The organism is Actinorectispora metalli, from assembly GCF_056323685.1.
Genome location: NZ_JBREYE010000001.1, coordinates 2101466 through 2121188, shown reverse-complemented (window position 1 = coordinate 2121188; position 19723 = coordinate 2101466). Strand labels below are relative to the sequence as shown.

The 19723-nt window shown below is 71.3% G+C and carries 19 protein-coding genes; 13 read left to right on the top strand and 6 right to left on the bottom strand.

Going from position 1 to position 19723, the window contains the following annotated elements; all coding sequences use genetic code 11:
* Both wzm and ACU6XJ_RS09865 read right to left on the bottom strand, forming a co-directional pair.
* Complete coding sequence (wzm, locus tag ACU6XJ_RS09870; RefSeq protein WP_476308839.1) at positions 1-873, bottom strand: galactan export ABC transporter permease subunit Wzm/RfbD; 873 nt, start codon at positions 871-873, stop codon at positions 1-3.
* Between the two features lie 33 nt (positions 874-906).
* A complete protein-coding gene (locus tag ACU6XJ_RS09865) occupies positions 907-1773 on the bottom strand; it encodes a class I SAM-dependent methyltransferase (RefSeq protein WP_476308837.1) in 867 nt (288 codons plus the stop codon).
* Between the two features lie 219 nt (positions 1774-1992).
* On the opposite strand from ACU6XJ_RS09865, the gene ACU6XJ_RS09860 reads away from it, so the two are divergent.
* From ACU6XJ_RS09860 to ACU6XJ_RS09845, 4 genes are read left to right on the top strand one after another with little or no spacing between them, the layout of a single operon-like run.
* Positions 1993-2988 carry an ABC transporter substrate-binding protein gene (locus tag ACU6XJ_RS09860; protein ID WP_476308834.1) on the top strand — a complete coding sequence of 332 codons (996 nt, stop codon included), beginning with the start codon at positions 1993-1995 and terminating at the stop codon, positions 2986-2988.
* Positions 2985-3968, top strand: coding sequence for a FecCD family ABC transporter permease (locus tag ACU6XJ_RS09855; RefSeq protein WP_476308832.1), 984 nt, complete (start codon positions 2985-2987; stop codon positions 3966-3968). The genes ACU6XJ_RS09860 and ACU6XJ_RS09855 overlap by 4 nt, the downstream gene beginning before the upstream one ends.
* Positions 3965-4972 carry a FecCD family ABC transporter permease gene (locus ACU6XJ_RS09850; protein WP_476308829.1) on the top strand — a complete coding sequence of 336 codons (1008 nt, stop codon included), beginning with the start codon at positions 3965-3967 and terminating at the stop codon, positions 4970-4972. The genes ACU6XJ_RS09855 and ACU6XJ_RS09850 overlap by 4 nt, the downstream gene beginning before the upstream one ends.
* Positions 4969-5754 (top strand): ABC transporter ATP-binding protein, encoded by a 786-nt coding sequence (locus tag ACU6XJ_RS09845; protein WP_476308826.1) that lies wholly within the window; start codon positions 4969-4971, stop codon positions 5752-5754. Before ACU6XJ_RS09850 ends, ACU6XJ_RS09845 begins: the two co-directional genes overlap by 4 nt.
* Here ACU6XJ_RS09845 and ACU6XJ_RS09840 read toward each other — a convergent pair.
* Complete coding sequence (locus tag ACU6XJ_RS09840) at positions 5736-6992, bottom strand: MFS transporter (protein WP_476308824.1); 1257 nt, start codon at positions 6990-6992, stop codon at positions 5736-5738. The genes ACU6XJ_RS09845 and ACU6XJ_RS09840 overlap by 19 nt on opposite strands.
* A gap of 114 nt (positions 6993-7106) precedes the next feature.
* Here ACU6XJ_RS09840 and amiA point away from each other — a divergent pair, with 114 nt between their 5' ends.
* The 5 genes from amiA to ACU6XJ_RS09815 all read left to right on the top strand — a co-directional run bounded on the left by amiA (position 7107) and on the right by ACU6XJ_RS09815 (position 12032).
* Positions 7107-7214 carry a streptamidine family RiPP gene (amiA, locus tag ACU6XJ_RS09835; RefSeq protein WP_476308821.1) on the top strand — a complete coding sequence of 36 codons (108 nt, stop codon included), beginning with the start codon at positions 7107-7109 and terminating at the stop codon, positions 7212-7214.
* Between the two features lie 67 nt (positions 7215-7281).
* Positions 7282-8724, top strand: coding sequence for a CocE/NonD family hydrolase (locus ACU6XJ_RS09830; protein ID WP_476308820.1), 1443 nt, complete (start codon positions 7282-7284; stop codon positions 8722-8724).
* Entirely contained in the window at positions 8721-9485 is a 765-nt protein-coding gene (locus ACU6XJ_RS09825) for a hypothetical protein (RefSeq protein ID WP_476308818.1), read from the top strand. Before ACU6XJ_RS09830 ends, ACU6XJ_RS09825 begins: the two co-directional genes overlap by 4 nt.
* Before the next feature lie 10 nt (positions 9486-9495).
* Positions 9496-10851, top strand: a complete 1356-nt coding sequence (locus ACU6XJ_RS09820; protein ID WP_476308816.1) for a YcaO-like family protein — start codon at positions 9496-9498, stop codon at positions 10849-10851.
* On the top strand, positions 10848-12032 hold the full coding sequence (locus ACU6XJ_RS09815; protein ID WP_476308814.1) for a nitroreductase family protein: 1185 nt from the start codon (positions 10848-10850) through the stop codon (positions 12030-12032). Before ACU6XJ_RS09820 ends, ACU6XJ_RS09815 begins: the two co-directional genes overlap by 4 nt.
* On the opposite strand, the gene ACU6XJ_RS09810 is transcribed toward ACU6XJ_RS09815, so the two are convergent.
* Positions 12029-12607 (bottom strand): bacterial proteasome activator family protein, encoded by a 579-nt coding sequence (locus tag ACU6XJ_RS09810; protein ID WP_476308812.1) that lies wholly within the window; start codon positions 12605-12607, stop codon positions 12029-12031. The genes ACU6XJ_RS09815 and ACU6XJ_RS09810 overlap by 4 nt on opposite strands.
* A gap of 210 nt (positions 12608-12817) precedes the next feature.
* Here ACU6XJ_RS09810 and ACU6XJ_RS09805 point away from each other — a divergent pair, with 210 nt between their 5' ends.
* Positions 12818-14017 carry a cysteine desulfurase-like protein gene (locus tag ACU6XJ_RS09805; RefSeq protein WP_476308809.1) on the top strand — a complete coding sequence of 400 codons (1200 nt, stop codon included), beginning with the start codon at positions 12818-12820 and terminating at the stop codon, positions 14015-14017.
* Here the strand turns inward: ACU6XJ_RS09805 and ACU6XJ_RS09800 are convergent.
* Positions 14014-14994 (bottom strand): NAD(P)H-quinone oxidoreductase, encoded by a 981-nt coding sequence (locus ACU6XJ_RS09800; protein WP_476308807.1) that lies wholly within the window; start codon positions 14992-14994, stop codon positions 14014-14016. The genes ACU6XJ_RS09805 and ACU6XJ_RS09800 overlap by 4 nt on opposite strands.
* Before the next feature lie 56 nt (positions 14995-15050).
* Here ACU6XJ_RS09800 and ACU6XJ_RS09795 point away from each other — a divergent pair, with 56 nt between their 5' ends.
* Both ACU6XJ_RS09795 and ACU6XJ_RS09790 read left to right on the top strand, forming a co-directional pair.
* Positions 15051-15710 (top strand): GNAT family N-acetyltransferase, encoded by a 660-nt coding sequence (locus tag ACU6XJ_RS09795; RefSeq protein WP_476308805.1) that lies wholly within the window; start codon positions 15051-15053, stop codon positions 15708-15710.
* 113 nt (positions 15711-15823) lie between these two features.
* Positions 15824-17413 carry a M28 family metallopeptidase gene (locus ACU6XJ_RS09790; RefSeq protein WP_476308802.1) on the top strand — a complete coding sequence of 530 codons (1590 nt, stop codon included), beginning with the start codon at positions 15824-15826 and terminating at the stop codon, positions 17411-17413.
* 60 nt (positions 17414-17473) lie between these two features.
* On the opposite strand, the gene ypfJ is transcribed toward ACU6XJ_RS09790, so the two are convergent.
* Positions 17474-18412, bottom strand: a complete 939-nt coding sequence (ypfJ, locus tag ACU6XJ_RS09785) for a KPN_02809 family neutral zinc metallopeptidase (protein ID WP_476308799.1) — start codon at positions 18410-18412, stop codon at positions 17474-17476.
* A 111-nt stretch (positions 18413-18523) separates the two neighbouring features.
* Between ypfJ and ACU6XJ_RS09780 the strand changes: the two genes are divergently transcribed.
* Positions 18524-19687 (top strand): alpha-hydroxy-acid oxidizing protein, encoded by a 1164-nt coding sequence (locus tag ACU6XJ_RS09780; RefSeq protein WP_476308796.1) that lies wholly within the window; start codon positions 18524-18526, stop codon positions 19685-19687.
* Positions 19688-19723 lie beyond the last annotated feature (36 nt).

Genomic DNA, 19723 nt, shown 5'->3' with positions numbered 1-19723 from the left:
TCAGACCCAGTACGACACGCGGGCACGGTAGTTGCGCAGGAAGACAAGTGCCAGTCCCCATCCGACCAGCGTAAACGCTCCGACGACGATCCAGTGACGTCCGTAGTCCTCCCACCGGATATGACCCAACATCGGCTGCCGGATCACCTCGATGAAGTGCATGAGCGGATTGAACTCCGCCAGCTTGGCGCGTTCGCGAATCGTCTCGCTGGCGCTGTTGATCAGTTCGTCGTAACTCCACACGATCGGCGTCATGTAGAACGCGAGCAGCACCAGGCTGTTGATGATCGGCGGGATATCGCGGAACCGGGTGGCGAGAACACCGATCAGAATCGACACCCAGGTGCCGGTCAGCACGAGCACCGCGAATGCCGGAATGGCCAGCAGTGTCCACAGGTTCAACGGCCGCCAGAACACCGCCATCATCACGAAGTAGATGACCAGGTTGTGCGCGAACAGCAGCACCTGCTTCCACACCAGCCGGAAGACGTGCGTGCAGATCGGCGCGGGCAGCTGTTTGATCAGGCCCTCGTTGGAGATGAACACCATCGAGCCGTCGTTGATGCAGTTGGACAAAAAGGTCCAGCAGATCAAACCGACCGTGACGTAGGGCAGGAATTCGGCGATGTCCTTGTCGAAAAGCGCCGCGAACAGGATGCCGAGGGCAATTGCCATCACACCGGTGCTGATGGTGATCCACAGCGGCCCGAGCACCGAGCGGCGGTAGCCCTGCTTGATGTCCTGCAGGCCGAGATGGCCCCACAGGGCGCGTTGGTTCCAGGCGCGCTTCAGATCGGTGAACGCCATTCGCCAGGTGCGACTGGAGGACACCACGGGAATTTCCGGATGGGGAAGGGTGCTGGCTGACTGCACAGGCGTGAGGGTACCGGCGGCGGGCTGTCGGCTTTATGCGCGGTCGGTATCCGGAACGTTTCCGGCGGTGGGCGTCTTGGTAATGCGCACCACGACCTGTTCGTGGTCGATCGTGTACCCCTCGTAGCTGAACTCGATGCCGGTGGCCTCGACGTATTCCATCCAGGCCTTGTACTCGTGCTCCTGCCAGCTGGGGTAGTTGAAGTACTCGTCGAACACCACGATGCTGCCCGGCCGCAGCCGCGGCCCGACCAGCTCCAGCACGGTCTTGGTTGAGGAGTACAGGTCGCAGTCCACGTGCAGGAACGACACCGGGCCGGGGTGCTCGGCGAGGAAGCCGGGCAGCGTGTCGTCGAACCAGCCCACCACCAGTTCGGCGCCCGAGACGTCGGGCAGGCCGTCGGTGTCGAAGGTGCCGGTGGGGAAGCCGCTGCGCCAGGTCTCCGGCAGGCCCTCGAAGGAGTCGAAGCCGTAGACGCCGCGGCCCTCGCGGGCGGTGGCGATGAGCTTGAGGGTGCCGCCGGTGAACACGCCGAACTCCAGCGCCATGCCCTCCTCGGGGGCCAGCGACAGGCCGTACTCCAGGGTGCCGCGCATGTCCTTGAAGGTGGGCGCCTTGGGCATCTCCGCCCGCACCAGTTCCCAGGTGCTCGCCGCGGCCTCGCGCTCGGCGGCGACCTCGATGTCCCGCCGGGAGCGGTGCTCGGTGTCGCGCACCTCTTGGCGCAGCTGGGACACCTCCATCCGCAGCTCGTCAAGCTGGTGGCGGGCGTCGGCGACGGCGGCCAACTGCTCGTGGTGGTACGGCCGGATCGCGTCCTCGATCGCGCGCACCAGTTTGCCGCGCAGCGCGTGGCGGACGTATTCCACTGCGTCTGAGTGGCGGATCCGGTCGAGCACGGGGGGCTCCTCTCGCAATCCACAAGCGGATTGGGGCAAATCGTATGGCAGCCGCTGTGACGCTCATCGCGGGGTAGCAATGTGGCCTCCGCCTATTGGCTCACCCGCATAACGGCCTAGCAAACGTTCTGGCCTAATGGATTTGAAAACGGTTATCGTCACGGTCTGACGAGCCCGCCCGCGATGGGCGCGGGCTCACCCGATTTCCGGAGGTTGTCCGTGCGGTCCCTGTTCGCCGTTTCCGTGCTGCTCGCGACGAGTGTCCTGGCCGCGTGCACCTCGGCACCCGCACCGGACCGGCCGGTCGCGGGCAACGCCGAGGCGGTGGACGTTTCGGTGGCACCGCTGGAGCCAGCACTCGGTATCACCGACCCTGCGGGCACCAAGCTCACGCTGCCCAAGGCGCCTGAGCGGATCGTCTGCCTCACCGGACTGTGCGATGACGCGCTCACCGAGTTGGGCATCCGGCCCGCGGGCACCTCGAACCCGACGCTGATCACGCATGCCGCGCTGCTCGGCGAGGACGGCAAGAGCGTTCCGGTGGTGCCGGGCAGCTTCGGCAGTGAGAACGTCGAGGCCATCGCGGCGCTGCGGCCCGATTTGGTGATCGGCCTGTCCGGAACGCACGACGCCCTGCGGCCCGCGGTGGAGAAGTTCGCTCCACTGTGGACTGTCAGCCCGAAGGACTGGCAGGGCTCGGTCGGCTACCTCCGCAACCTCGGGGCGCTGACCGGCAGGACCTCGCAGGCGGTGGAGGCGGAGCGGAAGTTCCGCACCACGCTCGCCGACGCGGTGCGGGTGAGCAAGGAGAAGGGCCTCGACCGCCGCACGGTGGTGGTCCTGTGGGGTAGCGCCGACTCGATCGGCGTGGACACTGCGGACTCGCTCATCGGCAAGCTGTTCGCCCAACTCTTCAGCTATCCCTGGTCCGCCAAGGGCACCGATGTGGAGACGGCGAGCATCTTCAGCGTCGAGGAGATCCTCGCCAAGCAGCCGCAGGTGGTGTTCATCCACTCGCTGCTGTTCTCACCGCAGGACAAGAAGCTCTCCGAACAGCTCACCGCCAACCCGGTCTGGCAGCAGGTCGACGCCGTGAAGGCCAACCAGGTGCACGAGGTCACACCGAAGCTGTGGGGCTCCGGCCGCGGCACCCGCTCCCTCACCGCCATCGTCAACGAGGCACTGACCACCGTTTCCGCGGCCCCCTCTCGGTGAACATCGGTCACCGCTCGTGGGTTTTGCTGCTGCTGGCGGTCACGGTGGTGCTGGGCGTCGCCGCCCTGTGCCTCGGACAGCCGCTGGTGGGCCTGAACCGACTGCCCTCGGCGTTCGCGGGGGAGACGGCGTTGGAGCACGCGGTGGTGGTGCTGCTGCGGGCGCCGCGGCTGGTCCTCGGTCTGGTGGCGGGCGCCGCGCTCGGCGCGGCGGGGCTGCTGTTGCAGGAGTCGCTGCGCAACCCGTTGGCGGTGCCGGAACTGCTGGGGGTCTCCGCCGGGGCGGCGGCCGCGGTCGCGACGTGTCTCGTCTGGCGGTTGCCGCTGCCGGGCGGACCGGTGGCCGCCGCCCTACTGGGTTCGCTGCTGGGCGGACTGCTGACGCTGCTCGCGGTGCGCGGCGCGGGCGGAGCGGCGGCGGTGCTGCTGACCGGTGCCGGGGTCAGCGCCGGTCTACAGGCGCTGATGCTCACCGCCGTGTCGCTGGCCGACACCCGTGAGCAGGGGCTGCTGTTCAAGTACCTGCTCGGTTCGCTGACCGGCGCCAACTGGGACCAGGTCGGGCTGGCGCTGCCCGGTCTGATCGCGGCGGTGCCGCTGGTGGTGCTCGCGGTGCCCGCGCTGAATGTGCTCCGGCTCGGTGACGAGACGGCGGCCGGGTTGGGGCTGCGGCCGGACCGGGCGCGGCTGCGGATCCTGGTGATCGCCTGCGCGCTGGTCGCGGTGGCCGTCGCCCCGGCGGGCCCGATCGCCTGGATCGGCTTCCTCGCACCGCAACTTGCCCGCCGACTGGCGCCCGCGGCGGATGCCCGGCTGTGGCTGGTGTTCTCCGCGTTGACCGGCGGGCTGTTGGTGGTGATCGCCGACCTGGTCGCCCGCACCCTCCTGTACCCGGTGGAGCTTCCGGTGGGCGGCCTGACCGCCGTCATCGCCGTGCTCAGCGGCGCGGTGCTGCTCCTGCGGGGAAAGGCGGCGGTATGAGAACGGCGGCACTGGTGCTGCTCCTCGCCCTGGCCGCGACCGCGGCGCTGGCCACCGGCATCGCGGTGCCGCCGTGGACCGCGCTGCGGGCGGCGTTCGGGGTGGGCGCCGACCTCGATGTGATGATCGTGCAGCAGCTTCGGCTGCCGAGGGTGCTGGTCGGCATCGCCGCGGGCACCTGCCTCGGCTGTGCCGGTGTGGTGCTCCAGGCGGTGCTGCGCAATCCGCTGGCCTCGCCCGAGGTGACCGGTGTCGGCTCCGGGGCGGTGCTGGGCGCGGTGGCGGGCACGGTGCTGGGCGGCCTGGATTCCTCGCCGGTCGCACTGACCCTGGCCGCGGGCGCGGGCGGTGTCGTCGGCGGCTGCCTGCTGTGGCTGGTCAGCCTGCGCACCGGGGCCGATCCGCTGCGCATCACGGTGTTCGGCGTGATGGTCTCCGCGGTGCTCGCCGGTCTGAGCCTGGTGCTGCTCACCGCGAAGCCGCAGCTTGCGGGCAATGCCGCCCGCTGGCTGGTCGGCTCGCTGTCCGGCCGCACCTGGGAGCACGCGAGCGCGGTGCTGCCCTGGTCGGCGGTGGTGCTCGTCGGCGGTCTGCTGCTGGCACCCGTGCTGGATGTGCTTGCTGTGCACGACGACCACGCCCGCGGCGTCGGCCTCGCGGTGGGCCGCTGGCGAAGCCTGGTGCTGGGCTTGGCGGTGCTGGCCACCGCCGCCGCGGTGGCCGCCGTGGGCGCGCTCGCGTTCGTCGGCCTGCTCGCCCCGCATGCCGCGCGGCTGCTGTTCGGCGCCGACCATCGCAGGCTGCTGCCCGCCGCCGCCCTGCTCGGCGCCACCGCGGTCTGCGCGGCCGACGCGTTCGCGCAGGCCGTCACCGAGTTCGTCCCCGCCGACGGCCCCCAGCGCATCGGGGTGCCCACCGGTGCCATCACCGCGCTGCTCGGCGCGGTGGTCCTGGTGGTCGTGGCCCGCCGCATGTCCCAGTCCCTGATGGAGGGAAGCCGATGACCGAGGTGCTGGCCACCCGAGGCGTGACCGTCGCCTTCGCCACCAGAACCGTGCTGTCCACAGTGGACGTGTCGATCGCGGAGGGCGAATCGGTCGCGTTGGTCGGCCGCAACGGCTGCGGCAAGACGACCCTGCTGCGGGTGCTGGCAGGCCTTCAGCAGCCCACCGCGGGCACCGTCGACCTGCACGGCAGACCGCTGACCAGCCTGTCCCGCCGGGAGATCGCCCGCAGGGTGGCCGTGCTGCCACAGGCGATGCCGTCGGTGCCGGGCCTGACCGTGCGGCAGCTGGTCCGCCAGGGCCGCTATGCCGCACGCGGTCCGCTGGGCATGCTCCGCGTGGACGAGGACCAGCAGGTCCGCGGCGCGATGGCGGCGACCGGGGTGGATGCCTACGCCGACGCGCGGTTGGACCGGCTATCGGGCGGGGAGCGGCAACGGGTCAGGCTGGCGCTCGCGCTGGCCCAGGACGCGCCGATCCTGCTGTTGGACGAGCCCACCACGTACCTGGACGTCCGGCACCAGCTTGAGGTGCTCGACCTGGTGGGCAGGCTGCGGGCCGAACGTGGCCTGACCGTGGTCGCCGTGCTGCACGACCTCGCGCAGGCCGCCCGGTACGCCGAGCGGGTGATCGCGTTGTCCGACGGCCGGGTCCACGCCGACGGCCCGGCCGCCGAGGTGGTGGACCCGACGCTGCTGGCGGATGTCTTCGGGGTGCGCGGACGGGTCTGGCGGGACGCGGACTCCGGGGCTCCGTTTTGCGCCTACGACGCCGTGCTCTGAAGCACCGCGGCGGGCTTCTCGGTGCGCAGCGGTGAGAGCCAGGCCGCGATCACCCCGATGCCCAGCAGGCCGATCGCGGCGCCCAGTCCCGCGGTCGGCCCCGCCGCGACGGCCACCACCCCGGCCAGCGCGGCACCGGCGGGATGGCCGACGCCCCAGGCCAGCATGCGGGCCGTGGTGTTCACCCTGGCCTGCAGGTGATCGGGGGTGGCCTGCTGCCGGTAGCCGATGGCGTTGACCACCACGGTGCCGTAGGCGGCGCCCCAGGTGGTGGCGAGTGCCGCGGTGAGCAGCCAGTGCGTGCTGAACACCACCAGCAGCCCGCAGCCGAAGGAGGCGGGCAGCGCGAACAGGGCGAGCCGGGCTGCGCCGAACCGTCGCGTCAGCGGCGCGACCGCTTTGGCCGCCACCAGACCGCCGATGCCCCAGGCGCTGACCAGCACCGCCAGCCGGAGATCGCCAGCGGCGGGGACGCCGAGCACGGTGTCCGCGAACGGCACCATCATCGCGGGCCACGCGCCGCCCGCGGCGGCGTGCGCGGTGCCGACCAGGGTCATGATCCGCACCGACCGGTGCCGCCACAGGAAGCCAAGGCCCTCCCGCACATCGCCGAACACCTCGGACACCGAGCGCGGACGTCCGGCCCGGTCCGGCGCGGACAGCGGGCGCACGATGGACCGGATCAGCAGTGCCGAGGCCACATAGCTCACCGCGTCCAGCGCCAGCAGCGGAGCGGGCGCCACCGTGGTCACCAGCAGTCCGGCCAGCGGCGGGACCAGCAGTTCGACCGTGGTCGTCGCGCCGAACAGGGTGGCGAAGCCCTCCGTCACGCGGGCCCGTCCGACCAGCGTGGGCAGCGCGCCGAAGTTGGCGGAGTCGAACAACACGAACAGCGCCTGGGTGCCGAAGGCGACCAGCAGCAGGTGTGGTGCGCCGAGGGCGTCCATGCTCCACGCCAGCGGCACGCTCGCCAGCAGCAGCGCGCTGCCCACATCGGCGAGCACCATCAGCGCCCGCCGGTTCACCCGGTCCGCGATCACCCCCGCGAACAGCCCGAACAGCAGATAGGGCAGCGCTTCCGCGGCGGCGACCGCCGAGGTCCACGCCGCCGACCCGGTGAGTCGGTACACCAGCACCGGGAGCGCCACGGCGGTGATCAGGGTGCCCGCCACCGAGATCACCCTGGCGGCCAGGTACCGCCGGAAGTCCGCGTCGTGACGCAACGCCTGTTCAGTCATGCGGGCATCCTAATCGACAATGGTTGTCATGATTACTCCGGTTGGCCTATGTTGAAAACGACTTTCATTATGTTTAGCTCGTTACGGGTTAGCCGACAAGGAGGTGATCTCCACATGGAGCAGGTGTTCGTCAAGGTCGAAGCGGAGCGCGAGCTGCCGCACAACTCCGCCAGCCACAGCAACGCGCTGGTCGAGAACCCGTTCGCGGACGACCAGGACTGACGGTCGGGTAACACCGGTGGCCGCCGCACGCTGGGTGCGGCGGCCACCGCTTACCGGGAGGACAGCGGTGATCCAGCAGCGGCGGATCGAGGTGCCGGGGGCGCACCTCGCGGCCACCGTCGTGCTGCCCGCGGGCGAGGGCCGTCATCCCACGGTGCTGATCAGAACGCCTTACGGACGGCGGAACCTGCTCGGCGAGGCCAAGGGCTGGGCCCGCAACGGCTTCGCCTGTGTGCTCGCCGATGTCCGCGGTCGCTTCGACTCCACCGGCGACTTTCTGCCCTACGCCAACGAGCGCGCGGATGGCGCCGCGCTCGGCGAGTGGACGCTTGCCCAGGACTTCTGCGGTCCGCTGCTGGTGGCAGGCGCCTCCTACGGCGCGTTCTGCGCCATCACCACGGCGATCGCATTGCCGGGGCGGATCGCGGGCGTCATCGCCGCCGTGCCCGCACTGGGACCGGGCGAAACGGCGAGATCCGACGGCGGTGCGGCCAAGCTGGCCTGCCGCGTCGGCTGGTGGACCGAACACGGCGGCAGCAGTCAGCCTCGGACTCCCGCGCCCGAACACGCCTGGGTGCTCGCACGCCTTCCCGTCACCGAACTGCCCGCTCGACTTCTCGGCGAGTCCCCCGCGGGCTGGTCCGCCCTCTGGCAGGCATCCCGTCGCGGCCCGCTGTGGGCCGATCTGTCCACACTGGACGTTCCGCTGCTTGCTGTCGGCGGCCTCTACGACCCGTTCTCCGCCGACACGGTCGAACTGGCGCGGACCTGGGGCGGCCCGACCCGGTTGCTGCTGGGCCCCTGGGGTCACCGGCTGGACGCCGACCGCCCCGGCGCAGCGCTGGCGGGCAAGCGGATCGGCGCGGCCTACCTGCGGTGGGCGCGGGCCTGCCTGCGCGGCGGCCTCACCGGCGAACGGTCCTGGCTCGCGGTGGACGCCCACGGCGGCTGGCGCTCGGCCGCGATCTCGGAACCGGCGCTGCCCGTCGCGTGGAGCGTCGAGCGCGGCCGATTCCTCGCCGACCCCACCCGGCCCTTCCCTGCCAACGACACCGCGTCGGCGGTGCTGCACTCAGCGCCGCTGCCCGCAGGCGAGCTTCGCGGCACCTGCCGTTTCCGCCTCCGCGTCCGCACCGACAGCCCGGACGCCGACTGGGTCGTCCGGCTGACCGCGGGCGACACCCCGATCGGCTTGGCCGTCTGCCGCCGATCCCACCAGCCCGGACAGGTGTCCGAAGTGGACATCGACCTGGGGCCGGTCGGCTTGGTCCTGCCGCCCGGCACAGTGCTCACCGCCCAGGTGGCGGGCCACTGCTGGCCGCAGTTCGCCCGCAATCCACACACCGGTGAGGACGCCGCCACCGCGACCCGGCTGCGGCCCGACCGCCGCGAGGTGCTCGGCGCCACCGCCGAACTGCCCTGGTACCCGCCAGGAGCGGACGCCGTGGCGGCGGACGCACTGCTCGATGCCATCGCCGCGGAACCGGCGCTGTCCCAAGGAGACCGATGACCGACCGATTGGTGCCGGGGGCAGCCCTGTTCAGGGGGCCCGACGGCGGCACGAGCCTGCGCGCACCCAACGGCGAGTTGTACGACGTGGCGCTGCCCGCGGAGACCCTGGCCCGGATCAGGAACTCGTTGGCGGACGGCACCTCGTGCCCCGACCTGGAGCCGTTCCGGCAGGCCGGTTACCTCGGCGCCCGGCAACCTTGGCCTGCCGACCGCGCGCTGGTCGCCGTGCTCGCCGAGCGGCGGCTGGCCGACGCGGTGATCGACCACCTGCTCGCCGCGGGTGCCCGACCGGTGGCCGCCGAGGGGGACCGGCTCGCGGGCGTGCACGCGGTGTGCGCCCTGCACGACGGTCCGGCGCCCGACTGGTGGTCGGACCTGGATGTCCTGGCGGACCGTGACATCGGCTGGCAGCGCGTCAGCCGCGAGGGCAGGCACCTGCTGCTGGAACCCATCGGCGTCCCGCACCGCGACGTGAAGGCGCGGAGGCTGGCCGCCGCGGGCTCCGGCCACACCCGGCTCGGCGCCTACTGGACGCAGAACGCCGTCACCGGCGACGACGCCCTGACGCCTGCGGAGATCACCCTGGTCGCCGCCTTGGCAACCGCCGATCTACGCGCCTGGGCCACTCGGGCACCCGCCAGGACGGGATCGCTCAACCCCAGGCCGCTGCCGGTGGCCCGACGACTGCGGGTGGTGGACCTGGACACCGCGGCGATCACCGACCACCCGGTGTTCCCAGTGCCGCCCAGCGCACCCTGAGGAGGAACGGATGGACATCGAATCGCTGGTCGATCCGCTGACCGGCATCGTGCGCAGGTTGGTGGACGTCGACCCGCTGCCCGGCATGCCCGCCCGCTACCGCGGCGTCACCGCCGAGGTCGCCGACGCCCGCAGGCTCGGCGCCTGGCCCGCGGACCGGGTCAGCCTTGGCACCACCTTCGGCGACGCCGACGGTGCTCGCATCGCCGCCATCGGCGAGGCCGTCGAACGCTACTGCGGCAACCGGGTGGCACCGGATCTCCCGCGCACCAGCGCCAAACAGCTGATCGCCGACGGGCACCGCGTACTCGGCCCCGATGACCTGCCGTTCTTCGCCGACTGGCAGTACGAGTCGCCGGGCTTCCCCTATCGCCCCTTCACCGCGGAGGAGGAACTGGACTGGGTCGCTGGGGAGGAGGTCGCCACCGGCGACCGCTGCTTCCTCCCGGCCTCCTGGGCCTACCTGAACTTCCACAGTGGACAGCGGCGCGGCAGGCCGAGGACACACCACCTCAACTACGCGGGCATCGCCACCGGCCAGGGCATCGAGGACGCCTTCGAACGCGGGCTGCTGGAACTGCTGGAACGGGACGCGCTGGAACTGTGGTGGCACCTCGGCGGTCCCACCACCGCGATCTCGGTGGACTCCGTGCCGGGTCTTGCCGCCGAACTGGCGGGCAGCAGGCTCCGCGTGCACCTGGTGGAACTGCCCACCGAACACCCGGTGGCCTGTGTCGCCGCCGTGGTGCTCGACGAGGTGACCGGCATCGTTGCGGGCGGCGGCGCCGCCCGGTTCGACCCGGCCGCGGCCTGCACGAAGGCCGTGCTGGAGGCCGTGCACACGTGGGTGTTCACCCAGGGCCTGCTGGACCAGGACGGCTGGGTGTTCGCCGCGATCAGGGCAGGTGTCCTCGCCGAAGGCCTCTACCTGGAGCACCGACCGAACCGGGACTACCGCGACGACGCGGGCACCCATTTCGGCCGCGTCCGCGATCTCGGCGCCCAGGTGCAGGTCTGGCTCGACCCCCGCACCCAGCACCGCCTGCTCGCCCGCTTCACCATGCCAGGCAAGGAGATCGGCGTCGGCGATCTGCCGCGAGGCGATCTGCCTGCCCTGCTGGCGAGCCTGCACGCGAGCGGCTGTCGGGTCATCCGCGCGGACCTGACCACACCCGACATCGCCGAGACACCGCTGCGCGTGGTCCGGGTCGCGGCCTCCGGTCTGGTGCCCAACGCACCGGCCGCATTCCGCTACCTCGGCCTGCCGCGCTGGCGGCAGGCCATCGACAGCCGCGGCTGGGCGGCGGGCGCGAACCCGCTCGCCGGACCGGACGGACTGCTGCTCGACCCGCCGCCGATGCTGTGAACCACGTCCTCGCCGCGCTGCGCGAAGCCTGGCGCGGCGCCGACCCCGGCCACACCGACCTCACCCGGCGACCATCCGAACGCCGCAGATGGACGGAGGCGGCGGGCATCTCCCTGCCGCGCTGGCCGGACGCCGGAATCGGCGGACTGCTCGACCTCTCGCTGGCGAGCGATCCGCAACGGACGCAAGGGGGCGTGCGGCTGCGGCGGGTGCCCTCGGCCGGCGGGCGCTACCCGGTCGACGCGCATGTGCTGACGGACGGCCGGGCATACCGGTACGACCCGGTCGACCACACCCTCATCCCGGCAGGCCCGTCCGAGGCGGAGTCGACCGGGCTGGTGTTGTCGTTGGTGCCGCAGCGAACCACGTGGCGCTACGGCCCCCGGTCCCTTCCGGTGCTGCTGCTCGACCTCGGTCACGCCATCGCCGCGGTCCAAGCGGCGGCCGCTGTGTGCGCTGTGGATACTTCCATTGAGCTGCCTGGGGATGGAGCCGAACTCGCCCGCATCGCGGCGCTCCCCTGGAACGGCTCCGAAGTGTTTTGGCCGTGTGCCGCAAGCGAATTCCCACTCGCCCTGGTCCACACCGAAGTTATCCACAATTTCATCCACAGCCCTGTGGATATCTACAGTGGACAGACGCAGCGTCCGGTCCCGGACCACCGCGTCACCGTCCCGGACGGCGTGTCGGCGGCGCTCCGGCAGCTGTGCGGCGGCGCCGAGAAGGAATTCACACTGGCGCCCCGACTGGACCAGCCATGGGTGCCAGAAAACCTGGCCGGGCGCCACAGCGCGGACTGGTCGGCATTGACAAAGTCCACTGTGGACGTCTCAGCGCCGAACGTAGAAGAGCAGAAGTCGATCACCGCGCAGGCGCGCGGGCTGGAGAGGGTGCGGACGCTGCTGGTTCACCCGTCCGATCACCCGGACCTGGCTAACGCGCTGGCGGCGAGATCCTGCGGGCAGCCGCAGGTGGCGGCGGTGAACACGCTGCTGTTGATCCTCGGCGCCGTCGAACCCGAGGCGACGGCCTACATCGAGGCGGGCATCGCGGCGCACCGGGCCTGGCTGGCCGCGCAGCGGCTGGGGCGGCCTGCCCGCCCGGCGGGGTGCTGGCTGGACGTCGTCCTGCACACCACCGCCGGGCGGCACCGTCTGCTACACGCGTTGGCGATCGGCTAGAGGTACTGGCCGTGCCCGCCGGGGCCGTCCGCGCCGGGCTTGTCCTTGCCGCCGGTGCCTGGCGGCAGCGCGCCGCGGCGCATCTGCTCCAACTGCACCCTGGCCGCCATCTGCTGCGCGAACAACGCCGTCTGGATGCCGTGGAACAGCCCCTCCAGCCAGCCGACAAGCTGGGCCTGCGCGATCCGCAACTCGGCGTCCGACGGGGTCGAGTCATCGGTGAACGGCAGTGACAGCCGCTCCAACTCGTCCCGAAGCTCGGGCGCCAGGCCCTGCTCAAGCTCGCGGATGGAGGACTTGTGGATCTCCCGCAGCCGGTTCCGGCTGGCGTCGTCCAGCGGAGCCGCCCGCACCTCCTCCAGCAGCTGCTTGATCATGGTGCCGATACGCATGACCTTCGCGGGCTGTTCGATCATGTCGCTGACATCGGCCCCGCCGTTGCCCTGCTCGTCACCCGACGCGAGCGCCGCGATGTTCGGCGGCAGCGGCATGGCACCCACCGGCTTGCCGTCCTGGCCGATCACGATGACCTGCTCGTCCCGTTCCACGTTGCGGCTCTCCTCCTCGTCGCTCATATGTCCATACTTCCTCATCCGAGGTGGGGGACCGCTGACCGGCGCCTTGTGCGCACGCATACGCCGCGCGAACGAAACCCGTCGAAATGTGCTCTTTACGGGTGGATGACCGTGTCGTCACCAATCTAATCGTTCCCAGCGGGGCCTTGCGCCGATAGCGTTGTCCGCCCCCGCGAATGGCGGTCCAGTCCTCCTACGTACGGTGTCTCCATGGCCTTCGATGTCGCTGCGGTGCGCGGTCTGTTCCCCGCGCTGGGCGATGGATGGGTCCACCTGGACGCCCCGGCGGGCATGCAGGTCCCCGAACAGGTGGCGACCGCGGTGTCCACCGCGCTGCGCGCCCCGGTCTCCGGGCCCGGCGGCATCTTCCCCGCCTCGCAGCGTGCAGAAGCCATCGTAGACGCCGCCCGCAGGGCCATCGCCGACCTGGTGGGCGCGGAACCCGCGGGCGTGGTGCTCGGTCCCAGCGCGCCCGCCCTGCTCCAGCGCCTCGCCGACGCGCTCGGCGACGGCTGGCTGCTCGGTGACGAAGTGGTCCTCTCCCGGCTGGACCACCCAGCGAACGTCGCGCCATGGCAGCGCGTCGCGCAGCGGGCCGGTGCCACCGTCCGGTGGGCCGAGGTGGACATCGAGACGTGTGAGCTGCCCAGCTGGCAGTACCGCCAGCTCACCGCCCGGCACACCAAGGTGGTCGCGGTGACCGCCGCCTCCGGCGCGGTCGGCACCCGGCCCGATATCCGCCAGATCGCCGACGCCGCCAAGGACGTCAACGCCCTGGTCGTGGTGGACGCCGCCGCGGCGGCGCCGTTCGTGCCGCTGGACATGGCGTCCATGGGCGCCGACGTCATCGTGCTCAACGCCTCCGCCTGGGGCGGCCCGCCCGTCGGCGCGCTCGCCTTCCGCGACGCGGGCCTGCTGGACCGGCTGCCTGCCGCCGCCCTGGAGCCCGGCGCCCGCGGCCCGGAGCGGCTGGAACTCGGCCCGCACGCCTACCCGCTGCTCGCGGGCCTGGTCGCCTCGGTGGACTACCTCTCCGGGCTGGACGACGCGGGCATCGGGTCGCGCCGGGAGCGGATTCTCACCTCGCTGAGCTCGGTCAAGGCCTACCAGGCCGGGCTGCTGGCCAACCTGATCAACGAACTGCGCTCGCTCCGGCACGTGATGGTCATCGGCGACGCCATGCGCCGCGTGCCCTCGCTGGCGTTCACCGTGTCCGGGGTGAAGGCGGCCGACGCGGTCGAGCACCTCGCCGACCGGGGCGTCTGCGCCTTCGCCGACCCCGGCCACCACGGCGTGTTCGCGGCACTGGGCGTCGGCGAGGTCGGCGGCGCCGTCCGCGTCGGCCTGGCGCACTACACCACCGCGGTCGAGGTCGACCAGCTGGTGCGTGCCGTCGCCGAACTGCGTTAGGCGACCAGCAGCACCTTGCCGAACACGCCACCCTCGTCCAGGGCCCGGTGCGCCTTCGAGGCCTCCGACAGGGGGAGCCTGGCGTGGATGATCGGGCGCAGCGCGCCTTGGCCCACCAGCGGCCACACCCGCTCGGTCACCTGCGAGACGATCTCCGCCTTGCCATCCGGCCCGTCCACCGGACGCCCACGCAGGCCGGTCGCGGTCACCGAAGCCCGCTTGCCCAGCAGCTTGGCCAGGTCCAGCTCACCCTTGCGGCCGCCTTGGAGGCCGATCACCACCAGCCTGCCGCCGGTCTTCAGCGCGTCCACGTTGCGGGCGAGGTAGGAGCCGCCCATGTTGTCCAGGATGACGTCGGCACCGCCGGTGCTCTCCCGCACCTGCGCCACGAAGTCCTGCGTCTTGTAGTCGATGGCGAGGTCCGCGCCGAGTTCGCGGCAGCGGGCCAGCCGGTCCGCCGAGCCCGCGGTCACCACCACCGTCGCGCCCATCGCCTTGCCCAGCTGGATGGCGCAGGTGCCGATGCCGCCCGCACCGCCGTGGGCGAGCAGCACCTCGCCCGCCCGCAGGTCGGCGATCATGAACACGTTCGACCACACCGTGCAGACCACCTCCGGCAGCGCGGCGGCCTCCACCAACCCCACCCCCTCGGGCACCGGCATCAGCTGGCCCGCGGGCACCAGGACCTTCTCGGCGTAGCCGCCACCCGAGAGCAGCGCGCACACCTCATCGCCGGGCTTCCAGTCCGTCACGCCGTCGCCGACCTCGTCCACCGTGCCCGAGCACTCCAGCCCCGGAATCTCGCTGGCACCCGGCGGCGGAGGGTAGAAGCCCTGCCGTTGCAGCAGGTCCGCGCGGTTCACCGCGCTCGCCGCGACCCGCACCACCACCTCACCCGGCCCCGGCGTAGGATCGGGCCGCTCGACCCACTGGAGAACGTCCGGCCCACCTGGTTCGACGATAGAGATCGCATGCACGGGCCCGAGCCTAATTCGGCTGCCAACCGGATGCAGGCGGGCCAGACTCGGGCGGCATGGAGCACGAACCCTGGCCGCTGCGCCGACTGGTGCTGCGCACGCCGCGCCTCGAACTGCGCCCCGACGAGGACGAGGGCCTGCTGGAGCTGTCCAAGCTGGCCCTCGACGGTATCCACCCGGCCGAGGAGATGCCCTTCATAGAGCCGTGGACGGACGTCCCCGCCGCGGAGCTGGGGCTGGGCATCCTCCGGTGGCACTGGTCACAGCGGGCGGGGCTCACCGCCGAGGACTGGACGGTCAACTTCCTGGTCCGGCTGGACGGCAGGGTCATCGGCACCCAGGGCCTGTCCGCGAAGAACTTCGCCGTCCTCCGCGAGGTGAGTTCGGGTTCCTGGCTCGGCAGGCGGTTCCAGGGACAGGGCTACGGCACCGAGATGCGGACGGCGGTGCTGAATCTCGCCTTCGGCCATCTCGGTGCGCGGAGCGCCCGCTCCGAAGCGTTCACCGACAACCCCGCCTCGCTCGCCGTCAGCCGCAAGCTGGGCTACCGCGAAGACGGCACCGTGACGAGAGTCCGCCGGGGCCGAGCCGCGGTCGAGACCAGGCTGTTGCTGGACCGTGACCAGTTCGAGAAGAACCGTCCACAGTGGAAATTGCAGGTGGCCGCGCTTTCCGGCTGTTTGCCGATGTTGGGCGCGGGAAACATGCTCCCATAGCTACTTGACCACGGCTTTTTCTCAGGTCAGTGTGGGCCGACCGGCGGGAGTGTGTTCCCTGCTACACAGATCCGCTCCCGCCCCGGCTTGTCCGCATCGCCACAGGAGCTGACATGCAACAACCAAGACGGCGGCTGAGCGCGCCCAAAATCGCCAGCGTCGCAGTAGCCGCATGCGCGGGGATCGCATTGGTGGCTGGCCTGCCCGCGACGGCGGCGCCCACCGCGGCCACGCCGGACGGTCCGGCGCTGGCCAAGTCGCTGACCAAGAAGGTGACCCGGGACGGGGTGAACCGGCACCTGATCGCTCTGCAACGCATCGCCGACCGCAACGGCGGCAACCGGGCCTCCGCCACCACCGGCTACGACGCCAGCGTGGACTACGTGGTCGGCAAGATGAAGGCGCTCGGCTTCGACGTGAGCACCCCGGAGTACAAGTACAAGTCCTTCACCGTGGAGTCCTCCTCCCTCGAGGTCGACGCCGCCAAGGTCGAGCACGGCGTGATGACCTACTCGCCCGCCACCCCCGCGGCCGGTGTCACCGCGCCGCTGGCCGTGGTTCCCGAGGACGCCACGCCGGGCTGTGAGGCCTCCGACTTCTCGAGCAAGAGCTACGCGGGCAAGATCGCGCTGGTCCGCCGCGGCAGCTGCGCCTTCGCGGTCAAGCAGCAGAACGCCGCCGCGGCCGGTGCCGTCGGCACGATCGTCTCCAACAACGTCGAAGGCGCCCTCCAGGGCACCCTCGGCGACCCGAACGCGGGCAAGGTCCCGACGGTGGGCGTCAGCCAGGCCATCGGCACCACGCTGGCGGGCAAGGAGGGCGCGAACGTCAAGCTGATCGTGCTGTCCAAGACCGAGGACAAGATCGGTCGCAACGTCGTCGCGCAGACCAGGACCGGTCGCACCGACGACGTGGTGTTCGCCGGTGCCCACCTCGACAGCGTGCCCGCAGGGCCGGGTATCAACGACAACGGCACCGGCTCCGCCGCGCTGCTGGAGGTCGCCACCAAGCTCGGCAGCACGCCGAAGGTCAAGAACGCGGTCCGGTTCGCCTGGTGGGGCTCGGAGGAACTCGGCCTCATCGGCTCCACCGAGTACGTCAAGTCGCTGCCGTTCGAGCAGCAGGTGGACATCGCGCTCTACCTGAACTTCGACATGATCGGCTCGCCCAACGCCGCCTACTTCATCTACGACGGCGACGACTCCGACAAGTCCGGCGCGGGCCCCGGCCCGTACGGCTCCGCGCAGATCGAGAAGGCGTTCCAGGACTACTTCGCGGCCACGAAGGTGCAGACCGAAGGCACCGACTTCAGCGGTCGCTCGGACTACGGCCCGTTCATCGCGGCGGGCATCCCCTCCGGTGGTCTGTTCACCGGCGCCGAGGGCATCATGACCGAGGCGCAGGCCGCCAAGTGGGGCGGCAAGGCGGGCGTCGCCTACGACCCCTGCTACCACCAGGCCTGCGACAACCTGGGCAACCTTGACCGGACCGCGCTGGAGCGCAACTCCAAGGCGGTCGCCTTCGTGCTGGCGACCTACGCCATCTCCACGGAGTCGGTCAACGGCGTCCCGTCCCGCCAGTCGCGGATCGAGTCGCGCACGGCGGCGCAGCGGGGCCTTGGCGCCCGGCTGATGGAGGTGCAGGAGAACCACCTGCACAACCACGCCCCCGGCAGCCTGGACTGCAACCACGCGGTCGCCTGATCCACAGCTGACAACGAAGCGGCGCCTGCCTTCTCGGCAGGCGCCGCTGTCATTCGGGTGTCAGCCCAGGTCGTTGGTGTCGAAGGTGTTGCAGCGCGCCGGGTCGCCGGACTGGATGCCGGTGGTGAACCACTTCTGCCGCTGCTGCGAGGTGCCATGGCTGAACTTGCTGGGGTCCACCTGTCCGCCGCCCAGCTTCTCCTGGATGAAGTCGTCGCCGATGCGTCCGGCGGCATCCAGCGCCCGGTTGATGTCGTCCTGGGTGATCTCCGCGATCAGCGGCTTGCCCGACTTGGTCGGCACCGTGGTCGCGTGGTTGGCCCACACCCCGGCGTAGCAGTCCGCCTGGAGTTCCAGCCGGACGCCGTCCGAGCGCGGCCCCGTCTCGCGGCCCACCCGGTCCGAGGTGCCCAGCAGGTTCTGCACGTGGTGGCCGTACTCGTGGGCCAGCACATAGGCCTCCACGAAGGTGCCGCCCTCGGCGCCGAACTTCGTGGTCAGCTCGTCGAAGAAGGACAGGTCCACATACGCCTTGCCGTCCGCCGGGCAGTAGAACGGGCCGACGTCGGAGGTCGCGTTGCCGCACCCGGAGTTCACCGCGCCGCGGAAGAACACCGTCTTCGCGGGCCGGTAGGTCTGCCCGGAGCGGGCGAACTGATCGGTCCAGTAGCCCTGCACCGAGTTGATCACCGCCGCCAGTGCGCAGGCCTCGTCCTTGTTGGCATCCGCCCCGGTGCGGCAGCTTGACTCCAACTGGGCGTTGTCCGCCTGCTGCCCCGATTGCAGATCGGGGAACAGCCCGGAACCGCCGGAAGGCAGGTTGAAACCGCCCCCACCGCCCCCTCCGCCGCCGAGTGCGGAAAGCAGGAAGTACAACAGCAGCCCGACCAGGCTCACCCCGCCGCCGCCGAGCGCGACCCGGCCGCCGATCCCGCCGCCGCTGCCGCGCAGGTCCTCGACCTGGGAGGTGTCGATCTCGGCATCCTCGTTGAAGCGCACAGTTCCTCCCGTGCCCTCGCCGTGTTGACCAAAGCGTAGGGCAGCAGGCGCCGACGCGACGGATGGACGAAGGTGGTTCCACTCGCTGTTACCTGGCGGTAGAAATGGCCCGTGGCCAACTTCGCGAACTTCCAGCACGAGATCTACGGCGGCTCACTGGCGGGCAGGCGACCCGATCTTCCGATGACCGCGGAAGGCTGGGAGAACGCCGCTCGCGGCGCGGTCTCCGCCCAGGCCTTCGGCTACGTCGCCGCCGCCGCGGGAACCGGGCGCACCGACGAGGCCAACCGGGCCGCGTTCGGACAACGCCGGATCATGCCGCGCATGCTCACCGGGGTCACCGAGCGGGAACTGGCCACCACCGTGCTGGGCACCGAACTGGCCGCGCCCGTGCTGCTGGCGCCGATCGGCGTGAGCGGCATGCTGCACGCCGACGCCGAGGGCGGGCAGGTCGCCGCCGCGGGCGCCCAGGGCGTCGGCGCGGTGGTGTCGACGGTGAGCTCACTGACCATGGAGACGATCGCGGCCACCCCCGAGGCGGGTGCCCGCTGGTTCCAGCTGTATTGGCCGAACAACCCCGAGGTGGCCCGGTCGCTGGTCAAGCGCGCCGAGACGGCGGGCTCGCAGGCCATCGTGGTCACGGTGGACACGATGGGCCTCGGCTGGCGGCCCATCGACCTGGCCACCGCGCACCTGCCGTTCCTCTCGCTGAACGGCGTCGCCAACTATCTGTCCGATCCGGTGTTCCGCGACCTGCTGCCGGGCGATCCGGACACCAGCGACGAGGCCCGCTTCGCCGCCATCGCGGCCTGGGGCGGCATGTTCGCCCACCCGGGGCTGACCTTCGCGGATCTGGCCACCATCAAGAGCTGGACCGAGCTGCCGATCCTGGTCAAGGGCATCTGCCACCCGCGGGACGCGGTCTCGGCGCTGGACGCGGGCGCGGACGGGATCGTGGTGTCCAACCACGGCGGCCGCCAGGTCGACGGCGCGGTCGCGGCCTTGGACTGCCTGCCCGATGTGGTGGACGCGGTGGGCGGCCGCGCCCCGGTGCTGTTCGACTCGGGCATCCGTAGCGGCGCGGACATCGTGATCGCGCTCGCCCTCGGCGCCAAGGCGGTGCTGATCGGACGCCCGTGGGCCTACGGGCTCGCCATGGGCGGCAGACGAGGAGTGGAACACGTGCTGCGTTGTCTGCTGGCGGAGCTGGACATCACGCTGGGCCACGCGGGCATCGCGGGTGTCGACAAGCTCGACCGGACGGTGCTGGTCTGAAACGAGCGGCGGGGCGGCGCCACGGGCGCCGCCGTC

What these genes read in the sequence shown, in the direction of transcription:
- ACU6XJ_RS09820 (WP_476308816.1), top strand. Translation starts at nt 9,496, where the DNA reads ATGGACATCGAATCGCTGGTCGATCCGCTGACCGGCATCGTGCGCAGG.
- ACU6XJ_RS09810 (WP_476308812.1), bottom strand. Translation starts at nt 12,607, where the DNA reads ATGAGCGACGAGGAGGAGAGCCGCAACGTGGAACGGGACGAGCAGGTC.
- ACU6XJ_RS09790 (WP_476308802.1), top strand. Translation starts at nt 15,824, where the DNA reads ATGCAACAACCAAGACGGCGGCTGAGCGCGCCCAAAATCGCCAGCGTC.
- ACU6XJ_RS09795 (WP_476308805.1), top strand. Translation starts at nt 15,051, where the DNA reads ATGGAGCACGAACCCTGGCCGCTGCGCCGACTGGTGCTGCGCACGCCG.
- amiA (WP_476308821.1), top strand. Translation starts at nt 7,107, where the DNA reads ATGGAGCAGGTGTTCGTCAAGGTCGAAGCGGAGCGCGAGCTGCCGCAC.
- ACU6XJ_RS09840 (WP_476308824.1), bottom strand. Translation starts at nt 6,992, where the DNA reads ATGACTGAACAGGCGTTGCGTCACGACGCGGACTTCCGGCGGTACCTG.
- ACU6XJ_RS09805 (WP_476308809.1), top strand. Translation starts at nt 12,818, where the DNA reads ATGGCCTTCGATGTCGCTGCGGTGCGCGGTCTGTTCCCCGCGCTGGGC.
- ACU6XJ_RS09825 (WP_476308818.1), top strand. Translation starts at nt 8,721, where the DNA reads ATGACCGACCGATTGGTGCCGGGGGCAGCCCTGTTCAGGGGGCCCGAC.
- ACU6XJ_RS09850 (WP_476308829.1), top strand. Translation starts at nt 3,965, where the DNA reads ATGAGAACGGCGGCACTGGTGCTGCTCCTCGCCCTGGCCGCGACCGCG.
- ACU6XJ_RS09845 (WP_476308826.1), top strand. Translation starts at nt 4,969, where the DNA reads ATGACCGAGGTGCTGGCCACCCGAGGCGTGACCGTCGCCTTCGCCACC.